Annotated in this window: 23 protein-coding genes and 1 tRNA gene; 4 read left to right on the top strand and 20 right to left on the bottom strand. The window is 56.0% G+C overall.

The genetic code is table 11. From position 1 onward, the window contains the following. Positions 1 to 280: 280 nt before the first annotated feature. The 9 genes from IAD09_03790 to ychF form a co-directional block, all read right to left on the bottom strand. A tRNA-Gln gene (locus IAD09_03790) sits at positions 281 to 354 on the bottom strand. Between the two features lie 83 nt (positions 355 to 437). After that, positions 438 to 1,730, bottom strand: a complete 1,293-nt coding sequence (locus IAD09_03785; protein ID HIT81348.1) for a tyrosine--tRNA ligase — start codon at positions 1,728 to 1,730, stop codon at positions 438 to 440. Positions 1,731 to 1,869: 139 nt separating this feature from the next. Then, positions 1,870 to 2,784: a membrane protein insertion efficiency factor YidD gene (yidD, locus tag IAD09_03780; GenBank protein HIT81347.1), complete on the bottom strand. Its 915-nt coding sequence runs from the start codon at positions 2,782 to 2,784 to the stop codon at positions 1,870 to 1,872. 10 nt (positions 2,785 to 2,794) lie between these two features. Beyond that, complete coding sequence (locus IAD09_03775; protein HIT81346.1) at positions 2,795 to 3,205, bottom strand: ribonuclease P protein component; 411 nt, start codon at positions 3,203 to 3,205, stop codon at positions 2,795 to 2,797. 233 nt (positions 3,206 to 3,438) lie between these two features. Then, positions 3,439 to 4,020 (bottom strand): hypothetical protein, encoded by a 582-nt coding sequence (locus tag IAD09_03770; GenBank protein HIT81345.1) that lies wholly within the window; start codon positions 4,018 to 4,020, stop codon positions 3,439 to 3,441. A gap of 330 nt (positions 4,021 to 4,350) precedes the next feature. Next, positions 4,351 to 5,103, bottom strand: coding sequence for a uroporphyrinogen-III synthase (locus IAD09_03765; protein ID HIT81344.1), 753 nt, complete (start codon positions 5,101 to 5,103; stop codon positions 4,351 to 4,353). A 33-nt stretch (positions 5,104 to 5,136) separates the two neighbouring features. Next, positions 5,137 to 6,636, bottom strand: a complete 1,500-nt coding sequence (locus IAD09_03760; GenBank protein ID HIT81343.1) for a DUF4271 domain-containing protein — start codon at positions 6,634 to 6,636, stop codon at positions 5,137 to 5,139. A 5-nt stretch (positions 6,637 to 6,641) separates the two neighbouring features. Next, a complete protein-coding gene (locus IAD09_03755) occupies positions 6,642 to 7,229 on the bottom strand; it encodes a TIGR00730 family Rossman fold protein (protein ID HIT81342.1) in 588 nt (195 codons plus the stop codon). 18 nt (positions 7,230 to 7,247) lie between these two features. Further along, positions 7,248 to 8,351 (bottom strand): redox-regulated ATPase YchF, encoded by a 1,104-nt coding sequence (gene ychF, locus IAD09_03750; protein HIT81341.1) that lies wholly within the window; start codon positions 8,349 to 8,351, stop codon positions 7,248 to 7,250. 483 nt (positions 8,352 to 8,834) lie between these two features. Here ychF and IAD09_03745 point away from each other — a divergent pair, with 483 nt between their 5' ends. Beyond that, on the top strand, positions 8,835 to 10,163 hold the full coding sequence (locus tag IAD09_03745; protein ID HIT81340.1) for a mechanosensitive ion channel: 1,329 nt from the start codon (positions 8,835 to 8,837) through the stop codon (positions 10,161 to 10,163). 151 nt (positions 10,164 to 10,314) lie between these two features. Here IAD09_03745 and polA read toward each other — a convergent pair whose 3' ends face one another. Next, positions 10,315 to 13,095, bottom strand: a complete 2,781-nt coding sequence (gene polA, locus IAD09_03740) for a DNA polymerase I (GenBank protein HIT81339.1) — start codon at positions 13,093 to 13,095, stop codon at positions 10,315 to 10,317. 206 nt (positions 13,096 to 13,301) lie between these two features. Here polA and IAD09_03735 point away from each other — a divergent pair, with 206 nt between their 5' ends. Further along, on the top strand, positions 13,302 to 14,276 hold the full coding sequence (locus IAD09_03735) for a polyprenyl synthetase family protein (GenBank protein ID HIT81338.1): 975 nt from the start codon (positions 13,302 to 13,304) through the stop codon (positions 14,274 to 14,276). Between the two features lie 105 nt (positions 14,277 to 14,381). Here the strand turns inward: IAD09_03735 and deoC are convergent, their stop codons facing one another. The 8 genes from deoC to IAD09_03695 all read right to left on the bottom strand — a co-directional run bounded on the left by deoC (position 14,382) and on the right by IAD09_03695 (position 22,170). After that, positions 14,382 to 15,260 carry a deoxyribose-phosphate aldolase gene (gene deoC, locus IAD09_03730; protein HIT81337.1) on the bottom strand — a complete coding sequence of 293 codons (879 nt, stop codon included), beginning with the start codon at positions 15,258 to 15,260 and terminating at the stop codon, positions 14,382 to 14,384. A gap of 40 nt (positions 15,261 to 15,300) precedes the next feature. Further along, positions 15,301 to 15,627, bottom strand: a complete 327-nt coding sequence (locus IAD09_03725) for a nucleotide pyrophosphohydrolase (GenBank protein HIT81336.1) — start codon at positions 15,625 to 15,627, stop codon at positions 15,301 to 15,303. Positions 15,628 to 15,631: 4 nt separating this feature from the next. Beyond that, entirely contained in the window at positions 15,632 to 16,084 is a 453-nt protein-coding gene (locus IAD09_03720) for a D-tyrosyl-tRNA(Tyr) deacylase (GenBank protein HIT81335.1), read from the bottom strand. A gap of 30 nt (positions 16,085 to 16,114) precedes the next feature. After that, positions 16,115 to 17,923 carry an excinuclease ABC subunit UvrC gene (gene uvrC / locus IAD09_03715; GenBank protein ID HIT81334.1) on the bottom strand — a complete coding sequence of 603 codons (1,809 nt, stop codon included), beginning with the start codon at positions 17,921 to 17,923 and terminating at the stop codon, positions 16,115 to 16,117. Between the two features lie 7 nt (positions 17,924 to 17,930). Beyond that, complete coding sequence (locus tag IAD09_03710) at positions 17,931 to 18,455, bottom strand: adenine phosphoribosyltransferase (protein ID HIT81333.1); 525 nt, start codon at positions 18,453 to 18,455, stop codon at positions 17,931 to 17,933. Between the two features lie 29 nt (positions 18,456 to 18,484). After that, positions 18,485 to 20,362 (bottom strand): tRNA uridine-5-carboxymethylaminomethyl(34) synthesis enzyme MnmG, encoded by a 1,878-nt coding sequence (gene mnmG / locus IAD09_03705; protein HIT81332.1) that lies wholly within the window; start codon positions 20,360 to 20,362, stop codon positions 18,485 to 18,487. Between the two features lie 3 nt (positions 20,363 to 20,365). Then, a complete protein-coding gene (gene ybeY, locus IAD09_03700; GenBank protein HIT81331.1) occupies positions 20,366 to 20,821 on the bottom strand; it encodes an rRNA maturation RNase YbeY in 456 nt (151 codons plus the stop codon). A 116-nt stretch (positions 20,822 to 20,937) separates the two neighbouring features. After that, positions 20,938 to 22,170, bottom strand: a complete 1,233-nt coding sequence (locus IAD09_03695; protein HIT81330.1) for a spore maturation protein — start codon at positions 22,168 to 22,170, stop codon at positions 20,938 to 20,940. A 195-nt stretch (positions 22,171 to 22,365) separates the two neighbouring features. Here IAD09_03695 and IAD09_03690 point away from each other — a divergent pair, with 195 nt between their 5' ends. Both IAD09_03690 and IAD09_03685 read left to right on the top strand, forming a co-directional pair. Further along, the gene (locus IAD09_03690; protein HIT81329.1) at positions 22,366 to 23,334 is read left to right on the top strand and encodes a dihydrofolate reductase; all 969 of its coding nucleotides are present in this window, start codon (positions 22,366 to 22,368) and stop codon (positions 23,332 to 23,334) included. 17 nt (positions 23,335 to 23,351) lie between these two features. Beyond that, positions 23,352 to 24,083, top strand: a complete 732-nt coding sequence (locus IAD09_03685) for a DNA alkylation repair protein (GenBank protein HIT81328.1) — start codon at positions 23,352 to 23,354, stop codon at positions 24,081 to 24,083. Between the two features lie 204 nt (positions 24,084 to 24,287). Here the strand turns inward: IAD09_03685 and IAD09_03680 are convergent, their stop codons facing one another. Both IAD09_03680 and IAD09_03675 read right to left on the bottom strand, forming a co-directional pair. After that, complete coding sequence (locus IAD09_03680) at positions 24,288 to 25,037, bottom strand: glycosyltransferase (protein ID HIT81327.1); 750 nt, start codon at positions 25,035 to 25,037, stop codon at positions 24,288 to 24,290. A gap of 26 nt (positions 25,038 to 25,063) precedes the next feature. Then, positions 25,064 to 26,515, bottom strand: coding sequence for a lipopolysaccharide biosynthesis protein (locus tag IAD09_03675; protein ID HIT81326.1), 1,452 nt, complete (start codon positions 26,513 to 26,515; stop codon positions 25,064 to 25,066). Positions 26,516 to 26,551 lie beyond the last annotated feature (36 nt).

The following is a 26,551-nucleotide window of genomic DNA, read 5'->3' as shown; positions in this document are numbered from 1 at the left end:
TGTTTAGGTTCTCTGAAATTTTTTGCAAAGTAAATATAAAATATGATATGGAAGATGTTTTTTGTCGCAATTTGTAAAAAATACCTATAAATAGGTAGGAAATGGCACATTCCTGTTACAAATTTTCCGCATATTGATTATTTATGTGGTTTTAAAAGTTTTTTGAGGAGTGTGTGCCGCTTTTGGTGTTGCAATCGAATGTGCCGGTAGGCGTTGTTGGGGGGGGATTCTTGATGAAGTGATGAATAAAAAAAGGAGTCATCGTGAGAATGACTCCTTGTGGTTGTCTTACTAGGATTCGAACCTAGACAAACAGAACCAAAATCTGTTGTGCTACCATTACACCATAAGACAATCCTGATCTTGAAGAGATGCAAAACCTCTAAAAGCGCGACAAAGATAGCGCAAGATTTTGTATCTGCAAGGGAAATTCGGTTTTATTTTGCAATAATTAAGAAATAATTTTTCTTTCCTTTTTGCACGAGGAGGTATTTCCCGTTGAGCAGATGGTCGGTCGACAAGGTGGTATCGAACTCGGTGAGTTTCTCCTTGTTGATCGAGACGCCGCCGCCTTGTGTGGTCTTGCGCATTTCTCCTTTCGAGGGGAATACGGCGGCTTTCTCGGTGAGCAGGTCGACGGCGCGTATGCCGGCAGCCAACTCGTCGCGGGAGATTTCAAATTGGGGCACGCCTTCGAATACGGCCAACAGGGTATCTTCGTCGAGGCGGTGCAACTGCTCCGAGGTGGAGTTGCCGAAGAGTATGCCCGAGGCTTCGACGGCGGCCTCGTAGTCGGCTTCGGAGTGTACCATGACGGTGACTTCGCGGGCCAGGCGTTTTTGCAGCGGGCGCAGGTGCGGGGCGGCCTGTTGCTCGGCAATGAGTGCCTCTATTTCTTCTCGTGTGAGCGAGGTGAATATCTTGATGTAGCGGGCGGCGTCTTCGTCGCTCACGTTGAGCCAGAACTGGTAGAACTTGTAGGGCGAGGTGTAGCGGGCGTCGAGCCATACGTTGCCCGACTCGGTTTTGCCGAATTTCGTACCGTCGGCCTTGGTAATGAGGGGGCAGGTGAGGGCAAACGCTTCACCGCCGTTGGTGCGGCGTATCAGTTCGGCTCCGGTGGTGATGTTTCCCCATTGGTCCGACCCGCCGAGTTGCAGTTTGCAGTTCTTGGTCTCGTAGAGGTGCAGGAAGTCGTAGCCTTGCAGCAGCTGATAGGTGAATTCGGTGAACGAGAGTCCGTCGCGGGCTTCGCCGTTGAGGCGTTTCTGCACCGATTCCTTGGCCATCATGTAGTTGACGGTGATGTGCTTGCCTACGGTGCGGGCGAAGTCGAGGAACGAGAAGTTTTTCATCCAGTCGTAGTTGTTCACCAGTTCGGCCCGGTTGGGGGCGTCCGATTCGAAGTCGAGGAAGTGGCTCAACTGCTTTTTGATGCACTCCTGGTTGTGGCGCAGGGTCTCTTCGTCGAGCAGGTTGCGTTCTTGCGATTTGCCCGAGGGGTCGCCTATCATGCCGGTGGCTCCGCCCACCAGCGCGATGGGTTTGTGGCCGCAGCGTTGGAAGTGCCGCAGCATCATCACGCCGCAGAGGTGCCCGATGTGCAGCGAGTCGGCCGTGGGGTCGATGCCCAGGTATGCCGTAACCATCTCCTTTTCGAGGAGTTCTTTTGTGCCCGGCATCGTGGTGTGTATCATGCCGCGCCATTCCAATTCTTCTATGAAATTCATCGAAGTAGTTTTTTATTTTTAGCGTTAAAATTTTTCGGTCGGTCGACGATGGGGCGCACCGGGGCGTTTGCTCCGCCTTTTGTGCCTGCCTTTTCGTGGAAACTCCGGCAAAGATAATGATTTTATGGGGAAATCCTTCTTATAGAGTGCTTTTTTGCCCTTCTTCATTTCGTGGTGCCGGCCACACTTCTCCGGCGCTTTCGGCTGTGCGTGCCACGGCGATGTAGCGGGGGATTTTCCATTCCCGGGCTGCGGTGCGGTAGAGTGTGTCGATGGGGGTGGGCTCTTCGTCGCTCTCGAAGAAGCAAAGGCCGGGTGCCAGCGTTTGCAGGGTCGCGGGGTTGTGTTTCGTGCCGAAACTTATCGTGATGCCTTCGTGCAGCAGTTGGCCGGCTTGCTGCGGTTTCCCGCGGAAACCGTGGATAATCCATGGTTGTGCGGGTTTCCATTTGCGCCGCAGGGCGATGAGCGTGTCGAAAGCTTTCACGCAGTGAATGATGAGCGGTTTTTGTACCTCTTCGGCGAGGGCGATGTGCCGCTCGAAGAGGGCGGCTTGGCGGCTCAGGTCGGCCCCGCGGGTCGTGTCGAGGCCGCACTCGCCGATGGCGACGACTTGCGGCAGGCGGGCGATGCGGGCTGTTTCGTCCCAGTCGGCTTCGGTCGTCGTGTCGCTCTGGTAGGGGTGAATGCCCACCGAGAAACGGCAGTCGGGGCGTTCTTCCACCACCGTCAGCGGATAGTGGGGATAGGGGTTGCAGATGGCATATTCGCGCGGGGTGACGGGGCGTAACCGATGGGTGTGGACGTCATACCGGGTGATGCCCGGGACGGGGTCGTATCCGCTCCCGCCCCAGGGGTGGCAGTGGCCGATGCGTTTCAGCGCGAGCCACAGGCCGAGACCCGGGCCGTGCAGGCGTATGGCCTCGATGGCATATTGCGAGCAGGTGGGCACATAGCGGCAACTGGGTGGTTTGAGCGGTGAGATGCAGGCCCGGTAGAAGTAGATGGGGAGCAGGAGAAGGGCCGAGAGTGCTTTTTTGATGAGCCGCAGCATGGTCGGGAGGTTAGTCGTTTGTGGTTTCCTCGGAGGCCGGGACGATTCGGGCGGCCAGCTTTTGCAGCAACTCCTTCATGCGCTTTTCGAGCAGGGTGTAGGGTTGCATCTCCTTGTCGAGGTAGATGAGGGCCATGTCGATGCTTTTCCCGGCGGCCAGCAACGGGGTGTTGAGAATCGTCTTGTTGAGGCGGAAGGCTTCTTTGGTGCAGCGGCGCAGCCGGTTGCGCTTGACGGCGCGTTTGAATCGTTTCTTGGGGATACTCACCAGCAGGGCTGTCGGGGCGGGACGTGCGGCTTCGCTCACGGTGTAGACGACGCGGTAGGGGTAGGCGATAAACGATTCGCCGGAGAGAAAGAGGTTGTTTACCCGTATTTCTCCCCGCAGGCGTTCGTCGCGTGTGAGTCGGTTATCGCACATGGTGTTTTGTGTTTTGCCGGAGTTTGTTTATTTCAACGGTTTGTTACAGTAGCCATTCAGAGACAAATGTACGACTTTTCTCGGAAAGAAGAGGTTTTTAAATGTTTTTCTTTTCATGGGCCGTGGCGAGACATAAAAGACTGCCGCAAACCGTATCGGGTCGGGCAGTCTTTTATATGAATTTTCCCGTATAAAGGGTTTGGTTCTAAAAAGTTCCGGTTGCTTATGTGTTTTTAATTTTTGTAAACGGCCCTGATGGGAAGTTTGTTGTCATGGATATCTCGGTTCCCGAACCATGGGGTCTCTTCGGCTTTGCTGAATTCAAGAAAATAAAAATAGTCTTCTTCGGCCGACGGTGTTTTTGTCCAGTATGCTCCCGACCCTTCATTGTTTATTTCCCATGAGTTGCCGGAAAGATGGGCTGCGGCGGGCAAAAAAATGCTGTTTCCGTTCGATGCCTCGAAAAGCATGCCGGCCGTGTCGTTAATTACGGTATGGCGTTGTGTGGTGTGGGCCATTAGTTCTTCGAATTGCTCCTTTGTCGGTGTGGAATAGCCTGCTCCCATTTTTTTCGTGGCTTCGTCGTTGTCGTAAGATATCAGGCAGTAGTCTCCAAAATCCGTTGAAGCAGAAGCCCCTACATTCGCGATGCACCATAATGTCCCGCTTGGCAATCCCAAGTCGATGACGTTGTCGGGTTTTCCCTGCTGGGTGGTAGATGTGATGCCGCTGCCTTCTTGGTCGTTTTCATCGTTGTCGCTGCAAGCAACCATTGTAAAAGCTAGGGCTGCGAGAAGAAAGAATCTTGTTTTCATAGTGATGTGTATATATATGTTTTAGGGTTTCTTAAAGATGATTTTTGTCGGACGCGAAAGCCCGGAACCGTGATGTCCATTTTCTGGGCCAAAGTCTCTTTGTGTGCCGATTGTGGACTGTGTGGTGAGGGCTTTGGGGGGTATTGGAAAGTGGCAGCCTTTCGGTTTGCAGGGGAAAGGTTCCTTTCTTTTTTCAATTCCAAAGGTAGCGAAAAAATATTATGTTCAAACGGCCTGTCGGGAAAATTTTCCCGTCGCGGTAAAAACGCCCCGTCCCCGCATTTCAAAAAGAATGCGGGGACGGGGCGGGATAAGGTTGTGGTCCGGCTTTTATTTTTTTGCTGCCTTGCTTTGTTCTTTGAGGAAGAGGTCGAGTGCTGCGGTCATCGACGGAGCTTCGGGACGGGGCGCTTCGCAGTCGAGGCGCAAGCCGGCTTCTTTCACGGCCTTGGCGGTGGTGGGGCCGAAGGTGCCGATTTTGATGTCGCCCTGCTCGAAATTGGGGAAGTTTTTCAGCAGCGACTGTATGCCGGCGGGGCTGAAAAAGATGAGCATGTCGTAGTCGAACGGCTCGTCGGGGCCGAAGTCGTTGCTTACCGTGCGGTACATGACGGCTTTGGTGTAGTTGATTTTATGCTTGTCGAGCAGCGGGTATTCGCCGTTGTTCACGTCGGAGACGGGCAACAGGAATTTCTCGCCGTTGTGCTTGTTGAGCGCCGGCATGAGATCGTCGAGTTTCCCCGTGTTGCCGAAGAATATTTTCCGCTTGCGGTACACGGTGTATTTTTGCAGATAGAGGGCGATGGCCTCGGTCGTACAGAAATATTTCATCGTTTCGGGTATGGTGACCCGCAGGCTTTCGCACAGGGTGAAGAAGTGGTCGATGGCCGTGCGGGCGGTGAAGATGATGGCGGTGTACTCGGGCAATGATATTTTTTGTTGACGGAATTCTTTTGACGACAGACCTTCTACTTTGATAAAAGGACGGAAGACAATGTTTACCCCGTATTTCTCGGCGATGTCGAAATAGGGAGATTTCTCTGACGGCTGGGGTTGTGAAACCAGTATCTTCTTGATTTTCAAAGTAATACGATTTATTGGTTAATAATAAATTGCTTATAAAATTCCCCAACTTTTACCTGCGAGAAGAAGGGGTGCTATTTCAAGGGCGCAAAGGTACAAAATAAAGTAGAGCAAACATCGAAAATCTCGCAAAAAAAGTTTTACACCTTTGATTATAAAGAGTATGCGGGTAAGCAAATAGAGAATTATTGCACAGATGAGACACGTTTGTGCCGCTTCGGGCAGGTAGGTGGCCACGAAGGCAAAGGGAAAGAGGCCGATGCCCAATAAGAGGTTGATGATAAGGTGGGTGTCGCACCACTCCCGTCCCCGGGCATCGGACGAGAAGATTGCCGCCAATAGCACGAAGATGCCTTGTTGGAGGAGGAAATAGAGGGCTGCCGGCAAAGCCAGCAGCAGGGCATTGACGGCATAACCGCCCGAGAGGGGGAGGGGCTGCCCCACGACAAAGAGGGCGATGGCGCCCAATGCCCCCTCGACAAGAAAGGTGTAGGCCAGGAACAGATTCCGCAGATGGGCGTTGATGCCGAGGAGGTGTTTGCTGCGGTTGCTGTCGCGGTAATGTTCGGTTTTTCCGTCGGACTGCCAGGAGAGGATTCTTTTACGGTGCCGGATAAAAAGGAGGAAGACTACCAGTCCGGCCAGGAGCAGGGCAAAGAACGTGTCGTCGTGAAGTGGCGCGTTCCCGGTGCGTTCCCGGCCCGGCAGACCTTCTCTGAGGGGTATTGTGGGAATATATTCTTGGCCGGTGACCGTGTCGGCGACCGTTCCTACGGTATCGAGGACGGTCTGTGTCGTGTCGGTGGGCAGGGGAGCGACGAGGGGCGGCGTGGTGTCGCCTCCGGCTTGTGTGAGGGGCTGTGGGTTTGTGGCCGTGGTGTCGGCGGGCAGGGGTGTGGCGATCTGTGCCGACGGGTTGTCGCCGGCGGGAAGGGGTTGTGTCGCTGCTGCGTGCGGGGTGCTGTCAGTCGGGGTTCCGGCACCGGTCAGCGTGTCGGCGGGTAAGGGAGCGACGAGGAACTGCGTGGTGTCGCCTCCGGCTTGTGTGAGGGGCTGTGGGCATGTGGCCGTGGTGTCGGCGGGCGGGGGTGTGGCGATCTGTGCCGACGGGTTGTCGCCGGCGGGAAGGGGTTGTGTCGTCGCTGCGTGCGGGGTGCTGTCGGCCGGGGTTCCGGCACCGGTCAGCGTGTCGGCGGGCAGGGGAGCGACGAGGGGCGGCGTGGTGTCGCCTCCGGCTTGTGTGAGGGGCTGGGAGCTTGTGGTCGTGGTGTCGGCGGGCAAGGGTGTGGCGGCCTGTGCCGACGGGTTGTCGCCGACGGGAAGGGGTTGTGTCGGCGCTGCGTGCGGGGTGCTGTCGGCCGGTGCCGGTATATCATTTTCCCCGCGGTGCAGGGGTGTTGCGGGGGAAGCGACGGTGTCTGTGCGTGTTGGAGTCGTGTCGAGGCTGTCGCGGGACGTCATGGCCACGGGGCGAGATGAGATGCTGTCGGGCATCTCGACGTAGGGGCCATATGTGGTTACGCTAACAGGCATGGCAGCTATATGACAGCCAGTTTACACAATGTCCGGTCCCATTCCGGGGCGGTGTAGAGCGCTTTTATCGCCTCTCCGGGTGAGCCGGCGGCCTGCCACATGGCGGTGTGTTCGGTGCGCATGAAATGCCGCTCGGTGGCCCGGTCGAGCATTTGCAGCAAGGGGTCGTAGTAGCCGTCGATGTTGAGTATGACGATGGGGTGGAGGTAGAGTCCCAGTTGTTTCCAGGTGATGATTTCGAGCAACTCTTCGAGCGTGCCGCAGCCGCCGGGCAGGGCGATGACGGCATCGGAGAGGTCGGCCATGCGTTGTTTGCGGCTGTGTATGTCGGGGGTGATTACGAGCTTTTCGAGGCGGGGGTGGTTCCACCCGTTGTCGTACATGAATTGCGGAATGACTCCCGTGATTTCGCCTCCCTCTTGCATCACGGCATCGGCCAATGCGCCCATGAGTCCTTGTCCGCCGGCCCCGTAGATGCAGCGTATCTCCTCCCGGGCGAGCAGTCGCCCCAGGGCTTGTGCGGCCTCGAAGTAGACGGGGGCAACCCGGGAACTTGAAGCGCAGTAGACACAGACCGAGCGTATCGTTCTCATGGGGAATGACGGTGGGTTTTATACGTTGAAGCGGAAGTGCATGATGTCGCCGTCCTGTACGACGTAGTCTTTGCCTTCGACATTGATTTTGCCGGCTTCGCGGCAGGCGGCTTCGGAACCGAGGGCGATGTAGTCGTCGTACTTGATGACCTCTGCGCGAATGAATCCTTTCTCGAAGTCGCTGTGAATGATGCCGGCGCACTGTGGTGCCTTGCTGCCTTTGAGGTAGGTCCAGGCCCGCACTTCGGGCTCACCGGCGGTGAAGTAGGTTTCGAGGTTGAGCAGCTTGTAGGCGGCCCGTATGAGGCGGGACACGCCCGACTCTTCGAGCCCTATCTCGTTGAGGAACATCTGCCGCTCCTCATAGGTCTCAAACTCGGCGATTTCCGACTCTATCTTGGCGGCCACGACGAGGATTTCGGCATTTTCGCCTTTCACCGCTTCGCGCACCCGCTCGACGTAGGCATTGCCGTTTACGGCGCTGGCTTCGTCGACGTTGCACACATACATCACCGGTTTGTTGGTGAGCAGGAAGAGGTCGTGGGCGATGCGTTGCTCGTCTTTGGTCTCGAAGGTCACCGTGCGGGCGGCTTTGCCTTGTTCGAGAGCCTCTTTGTAGCGGCTCAGTACTTCGTAGGCGAGTTTGGCGTTCTTGTCGCCGCCGGTCTGTGCCTGTTTTTGCACGCGGCTGATGCGGCTTTCGATGGTTTCGAGGTCTTTGAGTTGCAGCTCGTAGTCGATGATTTCCTTGTCTCTGACGGGGTCGACCGAACCGTCGACGTGGGTGATGTTGTCGTCGTCGAAGCAGCGAAGCACATGCAGTATGGCATCGGTTTCGCGTATGTTGGCGAGGAATTTGTTCCCGAGACCTTCGCCTTGGCTGGCGCCTTTGACCAGTCCGGCGATGTCGACGATTTCGACCGTGGTGGGTACGATGCGCTGGGGGTGTACCAGCTCGGCCAGTTTATTGAGACGGGCGTCGGGTACGGTGATGACGCCCACGTTGGGTTCGATGGTGCAGAAAGGGAAGTTTGCCGATTGCGCTTTGGCGTTGGACAAACAGTTGAAAAGGGTCGATTTGCCCACATTGGGCAGGCCGACGATGCCGCATTGTAATGCCATTCTGTTTCGGATTTTTTGTTTTCTGCCCGCAAAAGTACAAAAAAAAACAGCAAACTATCTTATATTCTTCCTCTTTCCGCGCTCCAAATCTTCCGGCGCGGGAAATGCCTGTCCCTGTTTCATGGGTCGGCACCGACCGTCTATGGCCGGTGCGGCCGCGAAAAGGCGTCGGCAGGCCCCTCGTGAATGAATTATATGGCCGTTTTTCGCATATTTCCTTCGTCGTTGTGCAATTTCTTTGTCGAAGTGGCATGGTTATACGATAAATCTCCGTATTTTTAGCTTCAGAATATAGTCCACAGCTGTTGCCGTGTCGCTTCGTTTGCATGGATTTAACGGTAGTATGGCTATATTTCTGATTTTTAGCAAACTGAAATTGTTATATCGTAGAGTTCCCGAACCGGAAGAATTCTTCACCCCCTCCTCCCGTCGGCTTGTGCGCCCCGGCACGCCGTCGGAGAGAGAGACAAGGATTGTGAGCGTATGGAAAATTTGGAGTATGTAGAAGACAAGTCGCGCCGCGTGGCCGAGCCGCTGTTGCGCGCCATCAAGGAGTTTTTGAAGAATCTCGGCCTGAATGCCGACGGAGTGGAGCGCTGGGAGAGCCTTATCTACCTCTTCCTCATCGTGCTCTTTTCCATTCTTACTGCATGGTTGCTGCGTGTGGTGCTCCACCGCATATTCCTGCGTTGGGCCGGTCACACCGGAAATGAGGTGCTGAAAACATTGATAAAGCGCCGTCTTTTCTCGGGTGTGGCCTATATCTTCCCGCCGCTCATTGTCATTGCCTTCCTGCCGTGGGTCTACCAGGACGCTCCTCATCTTATCGATTGGATAGGCCGTCTCTGCGGGGTGGTATTCATCGTGGCCTTATGTATCTACCTCAACCGGCTGACCGATACGGTGTGGCACCTACTCTCCCGGCGCGACGAGTGGCGCGACCGCCCGCTCAAAGGGCTTGTGCAACTCATCAAAGGTGTGCTTCTCGGTGTATCGGCTATTTTGGCCGTGGCTGTCTTTGCCGGAATTTCGCCCATGAAGCTGGTGACCGGGCTGGGGGCTTTTGCCGCGGTGCTGATGTTGATTTTCAAGGACGCCATTCTCGGTTTCGTGGCCGGCATACAACTGGCCGAGAACGACCTCGTGCGCCGGGGCGACTGGATTGTGCTGCCCGGCGGCATGGTCAATGGCGTTGTCGAGGACATCACGCTCGACACGGTGAAGGTGCGCAACTTCGACCACACCCTCGTCTCCTTGCCGCCCTATACGCTGGTCTCCTCGACGATGCAGAACTGGCGCGCGATGACCGAGAGCGGCGGCCGGCGCATCAAGAGGGATTTTCTCATCGAGAACGATTCGGTGTCGGCCTGTACCGAGGCGCAACTCGATACTTGGAGCACCTTGCCCTATATGAAGGAGTATATCGCGGCCAAGCGGCGCCAGCGCGATGCCGCCCGCGTCGAGAATACCAACAACGCCGAGGGGCTCGCCAACGGCACCATCGATACCAATCTGGGACTTTTCCGGGCCTATGTCAATATGTACCTCCTGCATTGCCCCACGGTGGCGCCCTCGTTCGAAATCATGGCCCGGCTGCTCGAACCTACCGCCAACGGCGTTCCCTTCGAAATTTACTGTTTCACAACCGTTACCGAGTGGGTGGCTTTTGAGTCGGTGCAGAGCGAGATGGTGGAGCATATCCTCGTTGCGGCCGGGTGGTTCGGCCTCCGCATCTACCAGAACGCCTCGGGTTATGACTACCTGTTGCAGGCCGAGATTAGCGCCGGCAAAGCCGTCCCGCCCCTGTCGTGACGGGTGCGCACAACCCTCTTTTCTTGGGAAAAAAGACTCGAATCCCCAACCTGCACGGTTGGGGATTCGAGTCTTTGAAGCTTTGTCGGGAACGGGCGACCTGTGCCGTCTTGGCACAGGTCGGGTGAGAACCGGGCGGGAGAGAGGGCGCTCAATGTGCTTCGAGCCAGTTGCTGCCGGTGCCGGTGTCGGCGATGAGCGGCACGCGCAGGGTGGCGGCCCGTTCCATCTCCTCCTTGACGATGCGCGACACGGTGTCGATTTCGCTCAGGGGCACGGTGAAGTTGAGTTCGTCGTGCACTTGCAGAATCATTTTGGCCTGCAACCCCTCGCGCTCGAAGCGGTCGAAGATGCGCACCATGGCTATCTTTATGATGTCGGCGGCGCTGCCCTGTATGGGGGCGTTGATGGCGTTGCGCTCGGCATATCCGCGCACGACGCTGTTGTGGGAGTTGATGTCGGGCAACATGCGTTTGCGGCCGTTGAGGGTCTCGACATAGCCTTTTTCGCGGGCCACTTCGATACTTTGCTCCATATATTGTTTCACGCGCGGGAAAGTCTCGAAATAGCCGTCGATGAGTTGTTTGGCCTCGCTACGGGGAATGTTGAGCCGCTCGGCCAGCCCGAAGGTGGAGATGCCGTAGATGATGCCGAAGTTGGCCGTCTTGGCCTTGCGCCGCATCTCTTTGGTTACCTCGTCGATACCTACTTTGTAGATTTTGGCGGCGGTGGCGGCGTGAATGTCGTGGCCCGAGACGAAGGCTTCGGTCATGGCCGGGTCGCCGCTGAGGTGGGCCATGATGCGCAACTCGATTTGCGAGTAGTCGGCCGAGAAGAAGAGGGCTCCCTCTTCGGGGATAAAGGCGCGGCGTATCTCGCGCCCTTCGTCGTCGCGAATGGGAATGTTTTGCAGGTTGGGGTTGCTCGAACTGAGACGTCCCGTGGCGGTGACCGTCTGGTTGAACGAAGTGTGTATCTTGCCCGTGGCCGGGTTGATGAGCTCGGGCAGGGCGTCGATGTAGGTGCTCAGCAGCTTGCGCAGGCCGCGGTAGGTGAGTATCTTGTCGACGACGGGGTGGCGGTAGCGCAGTTTTTCGAGCACCTCTTCGGTGGTGGAGTATTGTCCGGTCTTGGTCTTGCGGGCCTTCTCGTCGATTTTGAGACGCTCGAAGAGTATCTCGCCCACCTGCCGTGCCGAACTGATGTTGAAGGGCGTGCCGGCCAGCTCGTAGATTTCCTGCTCGATGGCGGCGAGCCGCTTGCCGAGGTCGGCCGACGAACGGCGCAGGGCTTCGGTGTCGATGCGCACCCCGCATATCTCCATCTCGGCCAATACCCGCACCAGCGGCATCTCGATGTCGTAGAAGAGCGGTTCCATGCCTTCACGGGCCAACTCGCCTTCGAGGCGGTTTTTCAGTTGCAGGGTGATGTCGGCATCTTCGGCGGCGTAGGGGTACACCTGTTCGGGAGCGACGTCGCGCATCGAGCGTTGCCCTTTCCCCTTGGGGCCGATGAGCTCTTCGATGTGAATGGTCTTGTAGCCGAGGTATATCTCGGCAAGGTAGTCCATGTTGTGTCGCTGCTCGGGTTGCAGGAGGTAGTGGGCCACCATCGTGTCGAAAAACGCTCCGGCGGGTCGCACGCCGTATCGCCGCATCATGATGTAGTCGTACTTGATGTTCTGGCCGATTTTTTGCGATGAAGGATTTTCCAACGCTTTTTTAAATATATTCACGATTCGCTCGGCTGCGGCTTTTTCGGCCGGGACAGGCACATAATAGGCTTCTCCCTCGTCGATGGCAAACGACATGCCCACCAATTCTGCCGTCATGGGTTCGATGCCGGTCGTCTCGGTGTCGAACGCAAATTTCTGACATGTTTCGAGTGTATGGGCCAATCGAACCATATCTTCTTCTTTATTAAATAGTTGATAGGTGTGTGTGGTGCTGTTTACGTCGCGGAGAGTTGAATATTTTTCTTCGCTCGTCCCTTCGGTCGCAAATAAATCAAAGAGCGAGCCTTGAACGGGCGTGCTTTCGGCCGCCGGTGGGGTAGGGGTGTTCTTGCCGAGGATTCGCTCGGCGAGGTTCCTGAATTCGAGTTCTTCAAAAATCTTGCGCAAGGCTTCTTCGTCGACGGGTGAACGGCGCAGGGCCTCTTCGTCGAACGTCACCGGCACGTCGGTTTTTATCGTGGCGAGGAATTTCGAGAATTTTATCTCCTCGGTGTGACTTTCGATTTTTGTCTTGGTGGCGCCTTTGAGTTTCTCTGTGCCGGCGAGGAGGTTTTCGATGCTCCCGAATTCCTGCACCAGCTTCATGGCCGTCTTCTCACCGATGCCCGGGCAGCCGGGAATATTGTCCGAGGCGTCGCCCATGAGTCCCAAGATGTCGATGACCTGTTCGGGGCGTTCGATGCCGTACTTCGCCGTGACTTCTTCGACACCCCGCACCTCGAAGTTGCCCCCGAAGAGCGGCTTGTATATGAAGATGTGCGGCGAGACCAGTTGGCCGTAGTCCTTGTCGGGGGTCATCATGTAGGTGTCGAAGCCGGCTTTCTCGGCCTCTTTGGCGAGCGTGCCTATCACGTCGTCGGCCTCATAGCCGGCAACCTCGATGAGCGGAATGTTGTAGGCGCGAATGATTTCCTTGATGACGGGTACCGACTGTCGGATTACCTCGGGCGTCTCTTCGCGTTGGGCCTTGTACTGTTCGAAGGCTTCGTGCCGGAAGGTGGGTCCGGCCGGGTCGAACCCCACGGCGATGTGGGAGGGATTTTCTTTGCGGAGCACCTCTTCGAGGGTGTTGACAAACCCGAAGATGGCCGAGGTGTTTACTCCTTTGGAGTTGATGCGCGGATTTTTGATCAGTCCGTAATAGGCTCGGTAGATGAGGGCGTAGGCGTCGAGCAGGAAGAGGCGTTTGTCGGTCATGGGCGGTAAAATTTCGGGTAAGGTTGAGTGCCGGGACAAACCGGCCTTCGGAAATATTCCGAGGTAAATTTACGATAAATCTGCCGAATCTTTTTGTTTTATTTCTAATTTTGCTCACCAAAGCGGTTTGCGACGCAAAAAATGAATGCGTTCGTTTTATTCTGCCCCCGCTTTGCATTATCTTTGCACCCACTAAAATGCCGCCAATGGATTTATTGTCGAAGATAAAACAGCCGATTGAAGGCGAGATGCAGCAGTTGAACGAAGTCATTGCCCGTGTACTCTCTTCGACGAGTCCGCTCCTGTCGCGGGTCGTGGAGCATTACCTCTCGATGACGGGCAAGCAGATACGTCCCATTCTCGTGCTGCTCACGGCACGTCTCATGGGTGACGTGAAGCCTGAGTCCATTTATGGCGCCGCAGCCGTGGAGTTGCTGCACAATGCCTCTCTCATACACGATGACGTGGTCGATGAGTCGAAACTCCGTCGCGGAAAGGTGACCATCAACGGCATTTGGGACAACCGTATTGCTGTGCTTGCCGGCGACTATTTCGTGTCGAGTGCCCTCGATGCCGCGCTTCCCACCCATTCGCTCCCGGTCATAGAAGTATTGGGGCGCCTGGGGCGCACCTTGGCTTGCGGTGAGATGGACCAGATAGAGGTGGCCCAACGCGAAATTGTCGATGAACAGGCTTATTTCCATGTCATCAGCCAAAAAACGGCTTCGCTCTTTGTCTCCTGCATGCACATCGGGGCTCTTACCTCGGGCATGTCTCCCGAACAGACTGAGGCCGTGAAGGCTTTTGGTGAACGCCTCGGCCTCTGTTTCCAAATTAAGGACGATATTTTCGATTATTTCGCACCCGATGAGGTCGGTAAGCCTACCCGCAGCGACCTCTCAGAGGGGAAGGTTACCCTCCCGCTTATATACGCGCTCACGCATACCTCCGATGACGAGAGCGAAGCGATGCGACGTTTGCTCGCCCGGCATGAGCTCAGCGATGCCGAGATAGCCCGTCTCACCGCCTTTGCCGTGAAGAACGGCGGTGTGGCTTATGCCGAGGAGGTCATGCAGCGCTTGCGCAGCGAGGCGGCAGATTATTTGCGGCCTTTTGCCCATTCGGTGGCCGCCGAGTCGCTGATGGCGGTTTTTGATTACACCATCTCCCGCACGAAGTAACGCGCCTTTCTTTTCAAGTCATATAAGATAAAAAACGGCAGTCCGAACTGGGCTGCCGTTTTTTTTGTGTGGTTGTCTGTTCCCGCTTTTTCATCGGAAAAACTGTCAGTTTTTTCCGGCGCTGACAATCGATTCGAGCAGGTTGGTGGCCAAGCGGCTGGCTCCGATGCGGAAGTATTTCTTGTCGAGCCACTCCTCTCCGAGAACGCTTTTGGCGATGGTGTAGTATTTCACGGCGTCGGCCGTGGTCGAAATTCCGCCGGCGGCCTTGATGCCGATGCGCGTCTGGGTGTGCTCGTAATATTCCTTGATGGCGGTGCACATGACATAGAAGGCTTCGGGGGTGGCTCCCGGCGTGAGCTTGCCGGTCGATGTCTTGATGAAGTCGGCTCCCGAATAGATGGCCAGCAGGGCGGCTTTTTTTACGTTGCTGCTGTTGCCGAGAGCTCCGGTTTCGAGAATGACTTTGAGCTGGGCTTCTCCCCGGCAGGTGTGTTTTATTTCGGCGATTTCATCGCAAATATCTTCATACTCGCCGCTCAGGAACTGGCCTACGTTCATGACGATGTCGATTTCGTTTGCACCCCCAGCGACAGCCAGGGCGGCTTCGGCGATTTTTACCTCGGTAAAGGTTTGTGCCGAGGGGAATCCTCCGGCGACGGCGGCGATGTTTACGTCGGAAACTTCGAGGTTCATGCGCACGCACTCGACAAAGTTGGGATAGACGCAGATGGCGGCGACGTGGTTCAGTTCGGGGTTCTGGTTGTCGAGCTCGTTGACCTGACGGGTGAAGGCAGCGATTTGGTTTTGGTTGTCGGTGGGATTGAGCGAGGTGAGGTCGATGCAGCCGAAGAGGAAGCGATATACCTCCTCGTTGCAGTTTTCGCGCAGTCCTTCGTAGAGAATTTTATCGGTCATCTGCGCGATTTCATCGTCGTGCAGGTCGGTGTTGTAGCCTTTCAGCATTTCGTTGTACGGGTCCATATCGTCAAATATTTTTTTTAGTTTTTTTCGATGAAAACGTTTATTTCAACTTTGGGTTCGATTGGTGGCGGGTCTTGTCGCGGGCGGTCTTCTTGTCGAGGTTGCGTTGCAGTGCCTCGGTGAGGTCTACGCCGGTCTGGTTGGCCAGGCAGATGACCACCCACAGCACATCGGCGAGTTCGTCGGCCAGGTCGGCCTGTTTGTCGCTCTCCTTGAACGACTGTTCGCCATAGCGGCGGGCCATGATGCGGGCCACTTCGCCCACCTCCTCGGTGAGGATTGCCATGTTGGTGAGTTCGTTGAAGTAACGTACGCCATACTCTTTTATCCAACGGTCGACGCTTTCTTGGGCTTCTTTCAGGGTCATGGGTTTATTCTTTTTGTTTTGAGTCGATGATGATGGTGACGGGGCCGTCGTTGAGCAACTCCACTTTCATGTCGGCGCCGAATTCCCCCGTTCCCGGTTTCTTGCCGCATTCTTCTTCGATGAAAGCGCAGAATTGCTCGTAGAGGGGTATGGCATGTTCGTGTTTCGAGGCTCTGATGTAGGAGGGACGGTTTCCCTTCTTGGTCGATGCGAATAGCGTGAATTGGCTGATGATGAGCATCTCCCCGCCGATTTCCTTTATCGAGCGGTTCATGACGCCGTTCTCGTCGTCGAAGATGCGCAGGTTGGCGGCCTTCTTGCTCAGCCACTCGGCATCGCTCGCATCGTCGGCGTCTTCGATGCCGACCAGTATGAGCAGCCCTTGCCCGATTTTTGACTTTATTTTCCCTTCGATGGTGACCGAGGCATGGGCGACCCGTTGTATGACAATTCTCATAATATCTTCTATATTAGAATGTTATGTTCGTTATTCGGCGGTATTCATTTGCGTGAGGGCTTCGTGTATGAGTTTTGCCTTCGCCGGGCCGATGAGTTGTGCCAGTTCCTCGTGCGGCACCTCCTTGATGCGTTTCACGCTCTTGTAGCGGGTGAGGAGAAGGTCGCGTGTTTTCTCGCCGATGCCGGCTATCTTGTCGAGGGCCGACTCGACCTGCTTCTTGCTGCGCCGGTTGCGGTGGTGGGTGATGCCGAAGCGGTGGGCTTCGTCGCGCATCTGTTGAATGAGGCGCAGGCTCTCGCTGTTTTTGTCGAGATAGAGGGGTATGGGGTCGTCGGGGAAGAAAATCTCTTCGAGGCGTTTGGCGATGCCGATGATGGGGATTTGCAGTTGCAGGTCGCGCAGGGCTTCGCAGGCGGCGCTGAGCTGCCCTTTTCCGCCGTCGACGACGACAAGGTCGGGCAGGGGCTGGCTCTCTTCGGAGAGGCGTTTGTAGCGACGGTAGACCGCTTCGTACATCGATGCGAAATCATCGGGGCCTTCGACTGTTTTTACGTTGAAGTGACGGTAGTCTTTTTTCGATGGTTTCGCTTTCTTGAAGACCACGCACGACGATACCGGCAGGGTGCCCTGTATGTTGGAGTTGTCGAAGCACTCGATGTGCATGGGCAGGTTGTGGAGCCTGAAATCTTTTTGTGCCCGCGACAGTATGCGGGTGACGCGTTGCTCGGGATTGAGCTTCTCGGCGCTTTTTACCTTGTCGAGCTTGTATTGTTTGACGTTTTGTTCCGAGACTTCGAGCAGTTTGCGTTTGTCGCCCCGTTGGGGCACGGTGAAGAAGGTCTCCCTGAATTCCGATTCGGGCAGGAACGGCACGATGATTTCGCGAGACTGGCTTTTGAAGCGACCGCGCAGTTCGGCAATGGCCAGCGACAATATTTCTTCCTTGCTTTCGTCGAGCCGTTTCCGGTATTCGATGGTGTAGCTTTGTACGATGGAACCGTTGCGCACATGCAGGTAATTGACGTAGGCGTCGTTGTCGTTTTCGGTGTAGGAGAAAACGTCGACATTGTGTATGGTGCTGCTCACGATGACCGATTTGGCTTTGTATTTTTCGAGCAGGAGGTATTTTTCTTTGAGCTGCTGCGCTTCTTCAAATTTGAGTTGCTCGGCCAGTGTGTTCATCTCTTCTTTGAGATGCTCGGTCAGTTGCTGTATGTTGCCGTTGAGAATCTGCCTTATCTGTTCGATGTCTCTCAGGTAGTCGGCTTCGCTTTGCATGCCTTCGCAGGCGCCTTTGCAATTTTTGATGTGGTATTGCAGGCACACCTTGTATTTGTGGCGTTCGATGTTTTCGGACGTGAGCAGGTGCGAGCAGGTGCGCACGGGATAGAGCGACCTGATGAGCTCTATGACGGTGCGTGCCAGCTGCACGTTGGCGTAGGGGCCGTAGTATTTCGAGCCGTCGTGTATGACCTTGCGGGTGAGGAAAACCCGCGGGAAGGGCTCGTTCCTTACCGTAATCCAGGGATAGGTCTTGTCGTCTTTGAGCAGGACGTTGTAGCGCGGCTTGTACTCCTTGATGAAGCTGTTTTCGAGGTGAAGGGCGTCTTCTTCGCTGCCTACGACGGTGTATTTGATGTCGCAGATGTTGCGCACCAGCATGGTGGTGCGCAGCGATTCGTGGGTTTTGTTGAAGTAGGAACTGACGCGTCGTTTCAGGTTCTTGGCTTTGCCCACATAGATGATGTTCCCTTCTTTGTCGAAGTATTGGTATACTCCGGGCGAATCGGGGAGGAGCGACAACAAGTGATGTATGTGTTCGTTTTGCGCAGCCAACGTGGGGTCAGAGTTTGATGAGAGCGTCGATTTCTGTGCCTTCGGGGAATGCCTTGCGGCCGTTCAGCTTGACAATTTCGGAGAGGAAATTGATGTAGATTTTTTTCGGATTGAAGCGTTGCAGCAGATGGTATGCGGCCAACATGGTACCACCGGTGGCCAACACATCGTCGTGGAGCAAAATGACATCGTCTTCGGTAATGGCGTCCTGATGTACCTCTATCGTGCCGCTGCCATACTCGTTGTCATAACGTTCCTGCCATGTGATGGCCGGGAGTTTGCCGGGCTTGCGCATGGGCACAAAACCGGCGTTCAGCTTATAGGCGGCGATGGAGCCCAGTATGAACCCTCGCGATTCGATGCCGACGACTTTGGTGATGCCGGCACTTTTGTAGCGTTCATAGAGTTCGTCGCTCACCATTTTCAGCGCGTCGGGTCTTTTGAAAACCGTTGTGAGGTCTTTGAAGATGACTCCTTTTATGGGGAAGTCAACAATGTCTCTTACTTGACTTTTAATAAATTCTGTATCCATATATCATTGGGTTTGTTCCACGTGGAACATTATCTTCCTAAAAGTACCAAAAGAATGTTGATGTCACTGGGCGAAATGCCGGGTATGCGGGAGGCTTGCGCAATGGTTTCCGGGTCTATTTTCGCCAGTTTTTGCCGGGCTTCGATAGATATTTGCTGTATGGTGCTGTAATCGAATTTTCCTTTGATGCGAATGTTTTCGAGTCGGGCGATTTTGTTGGCGATGAGTTTTTCCCGCTCGATGTAGCCGTCATATTTGATGCATATTTCGGCGGCTTCAACGATTTCTTCTCGGCGCGAGGGTATGGTGTCGAGAAGGTTTTTGAGGGAAGGAATCCATTGGGCGATGGTCTCGATGTCGAGTTGCGGACGCAAGATGAGGTCGATGAGTTTCATGCCTTGTTTCATGGGGGTAAGTCCGGCCTGTTCGAGGCCGGGATTTACCTGGTGCATCTTCACCGAGTATTCACGGGCGAATTGAATCAGCCGGTCGCGGTACTCTTTTTTCTCGACCAGCAACCGGTAGCGTTCGCTGTCGGCCAATCCCAGTTCGTGGCTCCGGGGGGTGAGCCGCATGTCGGCGTCGTCTTGGCGGAGCAGGATCCGGTATTCGGCGCGTGAGGTGAACATGCGGTAGGGCTCGTCGACGCCTTTGGTTACGAGGTCGTCGATGAGTACGCCGATGTAGGCTTCGTCGCGTCCCAACACAAATTCGTTGTCCCCGTGGCAGCGCAGGTGGGCGTTGATGCCGGCGACGAGTCCTTGTCCGGCGGCCTCTTCATATCCGGTCGTGCCGTTGATTTGACCGGCGAAAAAGAGGTTGCGCACGGCTTTGGTTTCGAGCGTGTGGGTGAGCTGCGTCGGGTCGAAGTAGTCATATTCGATGGCGTAGCCGGGACGATAGATGTGAATGTCCTTGAAAGCCGGTATGGCTTGCAGGGCGCGCAACTGTACGTCGATGGGGAGTGACGACGAGAAGCCGTTGAGGTAGAGTTCCTGGCTGGTTTCTCCTTCGGGTTCGAGAAAGAGCTGGTGCTCGGCCTTGTCGGGGAAGGTGACGATTTTGGTCTCGATGCTGGGGCAGTAGCGGGGCCCGATACTTTTTATCTGCCCGTTGTAGAGGGGTGAGTCGGGCAGCCCTTCTCGCAGGATTTCGTGCACCCGTTCGTTGGTGTAGGTAATCCAGCAGTTGCGTTGCGTGAGGGTGCGGTGCACGTTGTCGAGGTAGGAAAACTTGTGGAAGTCGTTTTCTCCCTCCTGGGTGGTCATCAGGTCGAAATGCACGCTTCGGCCGTCGATGCGCACGGGGGTTCCTGTTTTCATGCGGCCGGCGACGAAGCCCCGCTCGACGAGTTGCTCGGTGAGCCCGTATGCGGCCGGTTCGGAAATTCTCCCGCCGCGGAGTTGTACCCGTCCGATGTGCATGAGCCCGTTCATGAAAGTGCCGCAGGTGAGGACGACGGCTTTGGCCGTGAAAGTTACCTCCATGTTGGTGATGACTCCCGAAATGGCTCCTTTTTTATTGAATATCAGTTGTTTAACGCTGTCTTGCCACATCGACAGGTGCTCGGTGTTTTCAAGTACCTCGCGCCAGGTCTGAATGAATTTCTGCCGGTCGCTTTGCGCCCGGGGGCTCCACATGGCCGGGCCTTTGGAACGGTTGAGCATGCGGAACTGCAAGGCGGTCTTGTCGGTGACGATTCCCATCTGCCCGCCGAGGGCGTCGATTTCCCGCACAATCTGACCTTTGGCAATACCTCCTACGGCCGGATTGCAGCTCATTTGGGCTATCTTGTTCATGTCCATTGTGATAAGGAGTGTTTCCGACCCCAGCCGTGCCGCTGCTGCGGCGGCTTCGCAGCCGGCGTGGCCGGCTCCTACCACAATGACGTCGTAGTTGAATTTCATTGCTTATTTCCGTTGCAGTTGTTTGATGGTTGATTTCAATCCTTCGGGAAGGAGGGCCAGCGCCTCGTTCTCTTTCCGGGTCATGATTTCGCGTTCGCCGGGGCCTTTGTCGTTGATGCCGCAGAGGTGCAGCACGCCGTGTATGAGAATGCGGTAGAGTTCTTCTCCGTAGGTGGAGCCGAAAGTTTGCGCATTGCTTTGCACCGTGTCGAGGCTGATGAATATGTCGCCGCCTATGCGGTTGCCTTCGGTGTAGTCGAAGGTGATGATGTCGGTGTAATAGTCGTGTTGCAGATACTCTTTGTTGACGGCGAGAATTTTCTCGTCGGAGCAGAAGATGTAGGCGATGTCGCCGCATTTCTTGTCATAGAGGGCTGCGACGGTGCGTATCCATTCGTTGGTGTCTCTTTTGCGGAGAGCCGGGAGTTTTACCTCTTCGGCGTAATAGCTGATGGCCATAGTATTGGATATTGTGTAAAAGTCTACAAAGGTAATGTTTTGTGCCGACAAAAGGCTGTCTTGTTCCGAAAAAACGGCGCATTGCGTCGTGGCTTGACGACGCCGGCGTGTCATTTTCAGTGGAAGAAGATGTACGACACGGTGATGGCGGCGATGATGCCGGCCAGGTCGGCGAGCAGGCCGTAGCCGGCGGCGTAGCGCGTGTTGCGTATGCCCACGCTGCCGAAGTAGACGGCCAGGATATAGAATGTCGTGTCGGTCGAGCCCTGTATTGTCGAGGCGACGCGGCCAATGAACGAATCGGCGCCGTAGGTGGCCATGGCATCGACCATCATGCCGCGGGCGCCGCTGCCGCTGAGGGGTTTCATCAGGGCGGTGGGCAGTGCTCCCACGAAGTCGGAGTTGATGCCCAGGGCCTCTACGCCCCGGGTGATGCCGGCGATGAGAAAGTCCATGGCGCCCGAGGCGCGGAACACGGCAATGGCCACCAGTATGGCCACCAGGTAAGGTATGATGGTGACGGCTGTCTTGAATCCCTCTTTGGCGCCTTCGATGAAGGCGTCGTAGACGTTTATCTTTTTGCGTATGCCGGCCACCAGAAATCCGATGATGATGGTAAACAGCAGGCAGTTGGCGCCGAATCCCGAGTAGAGCGACACTTTCTCGGGGGGCAGTTGGGCAAAGAAGTAGAGCAGTCCGCCGATGAGGAGGGTGAGGCCGCCGATGGTGCCGAGTATCACTTTGTCGAGCAGGTTGATGTGCTGTTTCAGGCACACGGCGATGAGCCCCACGAGGGTCGAGCAATAGGTGGCGATGAGAATGGGCAGGAAGATGTCGGAGGGGTTGGCGGCTCCCATCTGGGCGCGGTACACCATCACGCCGAGCGGGACGATGGTGAGCCCTGTCGTGTTGAGCACCAGAAACATGAGCATGGGGTTGCTGGCCGTCTCTTTCTGCGGGTTTATCTCTTGCATCTCCTTCATGGCTTTCAGCCCCAGCGGCGTGGCCGCGTTGTCGAGCCCCAGCATGTTGGCCGAGATGTTCATGAATATCGAGCCGAAGGCGGGGTGGTTGCGGGGCAGGTCGGGGAAGAGCCGGGTGAAGAGGGGGCTTATCCATCGCGAGAAGATGGCGATGACGCCGCCGCGCTCGCCAATTTTCATCAGCCCCAGCCACAACGACAGCACCCCGGTAAGTCCCAGGGAAATTTCGAAGGCGGTCTTGGCCGACGTGAAGGTCGAGTTCATGATTTCGCTCCAAATGTCGAGATTCCCAAAGAAGAGGCTTTGCACCACGGCAACGGCAAATGCCGTGAGGAAGAAAAATATCCAGATGTAGTTGAGAACCATGACTCGATGATTTTTACGGTAGTTTTTGCAAAAATAGATTTTTTATGCGATTGTCCGAAAGAAAAACAAAACTTATTCATGCCCGTTGCCTTCTCTTGCGCTCTTCTTCCACGATATGGTGGTATGCTTACAAAAAGACGACCTTTTTTCTCCTAAAAAGAAAAATTGCTATTTTTGTACCAAAATATGGAATAAATGGAAAAGAAAAAAGTCTTGGTTACCTACAATATGTGGCGCGACGGTTATGCCGAACTCATGCAGAAATACGATGTGACTTTCCCGCCCGACGGGGTCGAGTCGTTTACCTACGACGAGGTGTTGCGGGTGATTGCCGACTACGATGCCTTGCAGTCGATGTATGACTTTCCCGTCGACCGTCGGCTCATGGACGCTGCTCCGAAACTGAAAATCGTCTCGAACTATGCCGTGGGCTACGACAATATCGACATTCCTTACGCCACCCTCAAAGGCATACAGGTTACCAACACGCCCGACCCCGTGACCGAGCCTACCGCCGACCAGGCCATGGGGCTCCTCCTGGCCGCCAGCCGGCGCATCTCGGAGCTCGACCGCCGCTTGCGCATTCCCGGCTCGGTGAAGGTGGAGTTGCTGGCCAATCTCGGCCATTCGCTCTACGGTGCCACGCTGGGTATCGTGGGCATGGGACGCATAGGCCGCGCGCTGGCACGTCGGGCACGGGCGGCCGGCATGAAGATTGTCTATCACAACCGGCACCGTCTCTCTCCCGAGGTCGAGCGGCAGTATGAGGCCACTTATCTGCCCTTCGACGAGTTGTTGCGCACGTCCGATGTCGTCTCGCTCAATGCGCCCCACAATGCCGATACCTATCATCTCATCGATGCCGAGGCCCTGCGTAAGATGAAGTCAACCGCCATTCTCATCAACACCGCGCGGGGACCCTTGGTCGACGAGCGGGCTTTGGCCGAGGCGTTGCGCACCGGGGTGATATGGGCTGCCGGTCTCGATGTCTTCGAGCACGGCAACTATCCCATTCCCGAGCTTACCTGCCTCGACAATGTGGTGATGACGCCGCACACCGGTACGCAGACCGTCGAGATACGCCACGAAATGGCGGCGCATGTCTCGCGCAACATTATCCATTTTTTCGAGGGTGGCCCCATCGACAAGGTCAATCTGATATAATATCCTTTTTTCTTCCGATGAATGCGCGAGAATACACCCTTTCACCGGCAGCTGCCCGGGCGCGTGGGGCTCTCTTTGCCCAGGCTTCGGCCGAATATGCCGTGACGGCTGCCCGCTTTTTCAAGACCGGCCGGGGCGACTACGGCGAGGGTGACTGTTTTATCGGGGTGCGGGTGCCCGACGTGCGCAAGACGGCCAAGCACTTCTTTCGGGAGCTGACGCCTGCCGAGGTATTGCCGTTGCTTACCGATCCCGTGCATGAATGCCGCCTGTTGGCACTGCTTCTTTGGGTGCAGCAGTTTGCCCGGGGCGACGAGGCTTGCCGCGAGGCGATTGTCGCGCTTTATCTGGCTCACACCGATTGTATCAATAATTGGGATTTGGTCGACTTGTCGGCCTATGAAATCGTGGGTGCCTATCTGCTGCCGCGCGACCGTTCGTTGCTCGACCGGCTGGCCGGCAGCACTTCGCTGTGGGAACAGCGCATTGCCATCGTTTCGACGTGGGCGTTTATCCGTCGCGGCGAGTTCGACGACACGCTGCGGCTGGCCGACCGGCTGCTTACTCACCCGCACGACCTCATACAGAAGGCCGTGGGCTGGATGCTCCGTGAGGTGGGAAAACGCGATAAAAAACGGTTGGAATCTTTCTTGGAGAGCCGTTGCCGTTGCATGCCCCGCACCATGTTGCGTTATGCCGTGGAGCGTTTCTCGCCCGAGGAGCGGGCCCGTTATATGCGGCGCGGTTGAGGCTTTTTGCCGTTGTGGCGGTAGTTGGTTTGTTTTGTGGGGCCGGCGGCTGTCAGGCGGGGGAACCGTCCGTTTTCCGTCTCTCGTCTTGCCCTTGCTTGCTTGCGCGGCGCGACCCGTATGCCGGGGCAAGCGTTGTTTTATTATCGTTTTTCTCCTTTTTTCCCCGACCTTTGCCGGCTTGGCGATGAATGAGGGTCGTTTCTATACCTGTCGACCCAGCAGGCGGGTGGTGTAGTAGCGCACGGCAAACCACAGGTGCAGCAGCATGACCGGTATGCGGCCGTAATATTTCACCATGATGTGATAGCGCTCTTTGAGCGAGGCTTTGTGGTTGCGCGTGGTGACCCCTTCGTTGAGGTAGTTGATGAGGGTGAGATGCGTGTTGACAATCGAGTCGGCTTTTTTCATGCAGCGAATGCACCAGTCGAAGTCGCCCGAGAAGCGGTAGGTAAGGTCGTAGGTCGGAGCCAGCCGGCGGCGTGCGATGAAGGCTTGGTGGCATACCAGCATTCCCATGCGGAAACTTTTCCAGGTGAGTTTTTCGGGCGCTTTCAGCCTTCTCATCGAGATAAAACGCCGCTCGCTGTCGACGATGGCCGTCTCGCCGTAAATGATGTCGGGACGGTTTTCTCCGATGAAATCGGCTATCTTTTGCAGCGTATCGGGTGCATAGAGGCTGTCGCCCGCGTTGAGAAAGATGAGGTATTCGCCGTTGGCCGCGGCAATGCCTTTGTTCATGGCGTCGTAGAGGCCGCGGTCGGGTTCGCTCACGATGTGCGACACGCAGGGGTATTGCCGGGCAAGTTCTACCGTTGCATCGCGGGAAGCCCCGTCGATGATGAGATATTCATAGCCTTTGTAGGTTTGGGCGGCTACCGATTCGAGGGTGGGCCTTAGTGTCGATTCGGCGTTGAAGGTAATCGTGATAATCGAAAAAAGCGGTGTTTCCATGGCGTTGGCGATTGGGAGGGGGTGAATCATGATGCTTTCGGGTTGCGGCGTTCTTCTTTCCACTTGAAGAACTCTTTCCATATCTCGACGCGTGCCAGATAGGTGCACAGCAGGTAGACGACGGTGAAGGTGAGCAGGGGGGCGATGAGTCGCAGAAGGAGTGTCGGGCACAGAAGAAACACGCCCCACGCTGCGACGCCCGCCACGGCCGACAACAGGAGGCACGGCGTGATGTCGCACACGAAACGTGCGGCGCGGTAGGCGGTAAACGACTGCCCCAGCAGCATCGAGGCCAGCAGGGAGGCCAGCGTGTAGGCCACCCACAGCCAGATGAGGGCGATGATGCCTTTGCCGAAGCAGAGGAGTATACCGGCCGTGAGGAGGATTTTCTTCACGATTTCTGTTTTCAGGTTGATGTCGGAGCGGCCTATCGTGTTGAACAGGTCGTAGTAGAGAATGATAAACGGAGAGAAGGCTCCGGCTATGCACAGGCGTTGCAGGTAGGGTATGGAGGCTGCCCATTTTTCCGAGAGCAATACCAGCACGAGGGGTTCGGCGATGACGATAAAGAGTGCCATCACCGGGAAGATGAAGAAGGAAATCGTGCGAATGTATTTGCCGAAGATGCGTATCATGCGGTCGGCGTCGTCGTTGATGGTCGAGAGCACCGGGAATGCCACGCTGCGGAAAATCGTGGCCACGAGCGACGAAGGTATCTCCTGGAACCGGTGCGCCTGCGTGTAAAAGCCTACCGATGCCGTGCTGTATCCTTTGCCGATGAGCATGGGGTAGATGTTGTTGTAAATGGCGTTGAGCACGCCGGTGCCGATGAGCTGGCTGCTGTAAGAGAGAAATTCGCGTATCGATTGGAGGCTGAACCGCGCCCGGGGACGCCAGTGCCCGTAGACCCACAGCAGTATGGCGCGGAGCAGGGTGATGAGCAGTTGCTGCACGACCAGGGCCCACACGCCGCCACCTTGCCAGGCGTAGATGATGGCGGCCGTCGAACCGAACAGTATGGCTGCGATGTTGATGCGGGCCAGATGGGTGAAGGCGATGTGCTTGGTGAGCCGCACCTGCTGTATGAGTCCGCACCCTTGGAAGAGTATCGACAGGAACAGTATGCGGGCGACGAGCGTGAGGGAGGGTATCTCGAAGAAGTCGGCGATGTATGGGGCGGCCGCGAAGAGGATAAGGTAGAAGACGAGGCTGACGGCCAGATTGAAGTAGAATATCGTGCTGTAATCGGCCTCAGTGGCGTTTTTTTTGCGAATGAGGGCCGAACCGAACCCGCTGTCGACCAAGATGCCCGAGAGGGTGATAAAGAGCGTGAGGACGCCTATTTGGCCGTAATCTTCGGGGGTGAGGAGATTGGCGAGGATAATGCCCGAGACAAAATAGAGCAGTTGTTGCCCGCATTTGTCGATGAAACTCCAAACGAGGGCATTGAGGGTTCTTTTTTTGAGGGAGTCGGGCATGGGCGTCGGGAAAAAAGTCCACCCCGGCAGCGGGGG

This window comes from Candidatus Caccoplasma merdavium, from assembly GCA_018715595.1.
GTDB lineage: Bacteria > Bacteroidota > Bacteroidia > Bacteroidales > UBA11471 > Caccoplasma > Caccoplasma merdavium.
This window is presented reverse-complemented; position numbering and strand designations above follow the sequence as displayed.

Bases quoted from the DNA above. Each gene is read 5' to 3' on its own strand.
- IAD09_03685 (HIT81328.1), top strand. From the start codon at position 23,352: ATGAATGCGCGAGAATACACCCTTTCACCGGCAGCTGCCCGGGCGCGT.
- IAD09_03760 (HIT81343.1), bottom strand. From the start codon at position 6,636: ATGCCTGTTAGCGTAACCACATATGGCCCCTACGTCGAGATGCCCGAC.
- IAD09_03690 (HIT81329.1), top strand. From the start codon at position 22,366: ATGGAAAAGAAAAAAGTCTTGGTTACCTACAATATGTGGCGCGACGGT.
- IAD09_03745 (HIT81340.1), top strand. From the start codon at position 8,835: ATGGAAAATTTGGAGTATGTAGAAGACAAGTCGCGCCGCGTGGCCGAG.
- polA (HIT81339.1), bottom strand. From the start codon at position 13,095: ATGACCGACAAACGCCTCTTCCTGCTCGACGCCTACGCCCTCATCTAC.
- IAD09_03720 (HIT81335.1), bottom strand. From the start codon at position 16,084: ATGAGAATTGTCATACAACGGGTCGCCCATGCCTCGGTCACCATCGAA.
- IAD09_03785 (HIT81348.1), bottom strand. From the start codon at position 1,730: ATGAATTTCATAGAAGAATTGGAATGGCGCGGCATGATACACACCACG.
- yidD (HIT81347.1), bottom strand. From the start codon at position 2,784: ATGCTGCGGCTCATCAAAAAAGCACTCTCGGCCCTTCTCCTGCTCCCC.
- IAD09_03735 (HIT81338.1), top strand. From the start codon at position 13,302: ATGGATTTATTGTCGAAGATAAAACAGCCGATTGAAGGCGAGATGCAG.
- IAD09_03680 (HIT81327.1), bottom strand. From the start codon at position 25,037: ATGGAAACACCGCTTTTTTCGATTATCACGATTACCTTCAACGCCGAA.
- IAD09_03695 (HIT81330.1), bottom strand. From the start codon at position 22,170: ATGGTTCTCAACTACATCTGGATATTTTTCTTCCTCACGGCATTTGCC.
- IAD09_03775 (HIT81346.1), bottom strand. From the start codon at position 3,205: ATGTGCGATAACCGACTCACACGCGACGAACGCCTGCGGGGAGAAATA.
- deoC (HIT81337.1), bottom strand. From the start codon at position 15,260: ATGGACCCGTACAACGAAATGCTGAAAGGCTACAACACCGACCTGCAC.
- IAD09_03770 (HIT81345.1), bottom strand. From the start codon at position 4,020: ATGAAAACAAGATTCTTTCTTCTCGCAGCCCTAGCTTTTACAATGGTT.
- IAD09_03755 (HIT81342.1), bottom strand. From the start codon at position 7,229: ATGAGAACGATACGCTCGGTCTGTGTCTACTGCGCTTCAAGTTCCCGG.
- ychF (HIT81341.1), bottom strand. From the start codon at position 8,351: ATGGCATTACAATGCGGCATCGTCGGCCTGCCCAATGTGGGCAAATCG.
- IAD09_03710 (HIT81333.1), bottom strand. From the start codon at position 18,455: ATGGATACAGAATTTATTAAAAGTCAAGTAAGAGACATTGTTGACTTC.
- ybeY (HIT81331.1), bottom strand. From the start codon at position 20,821: ATGGCCATCAGCTATTACGCCGAAGAGGTAAAACTCCCGGCTCTCCGC.
- mnmG (HIT81332.1), bottom strand. From the start codon at position 20,362: ATGAAATTCAACTACGACGTCATTGTGGTAGGAGCCGGCCACGCCGGC.
- IAD09_03675 (HIT81326.1), bottom strand. From the start codon at position 26,515: ATGCCCGACTCCCTCAAAAAAAGAACCCTCAATGCCCTCGTTTGGAGT.
- IAD09_03725 (HIT81336.1), bottom strand. From the start codon at position 15,627: ATGACCCTGAAAGAAGCCCAAGAAAGCGTCGACCGTTGGATAAAAGAG.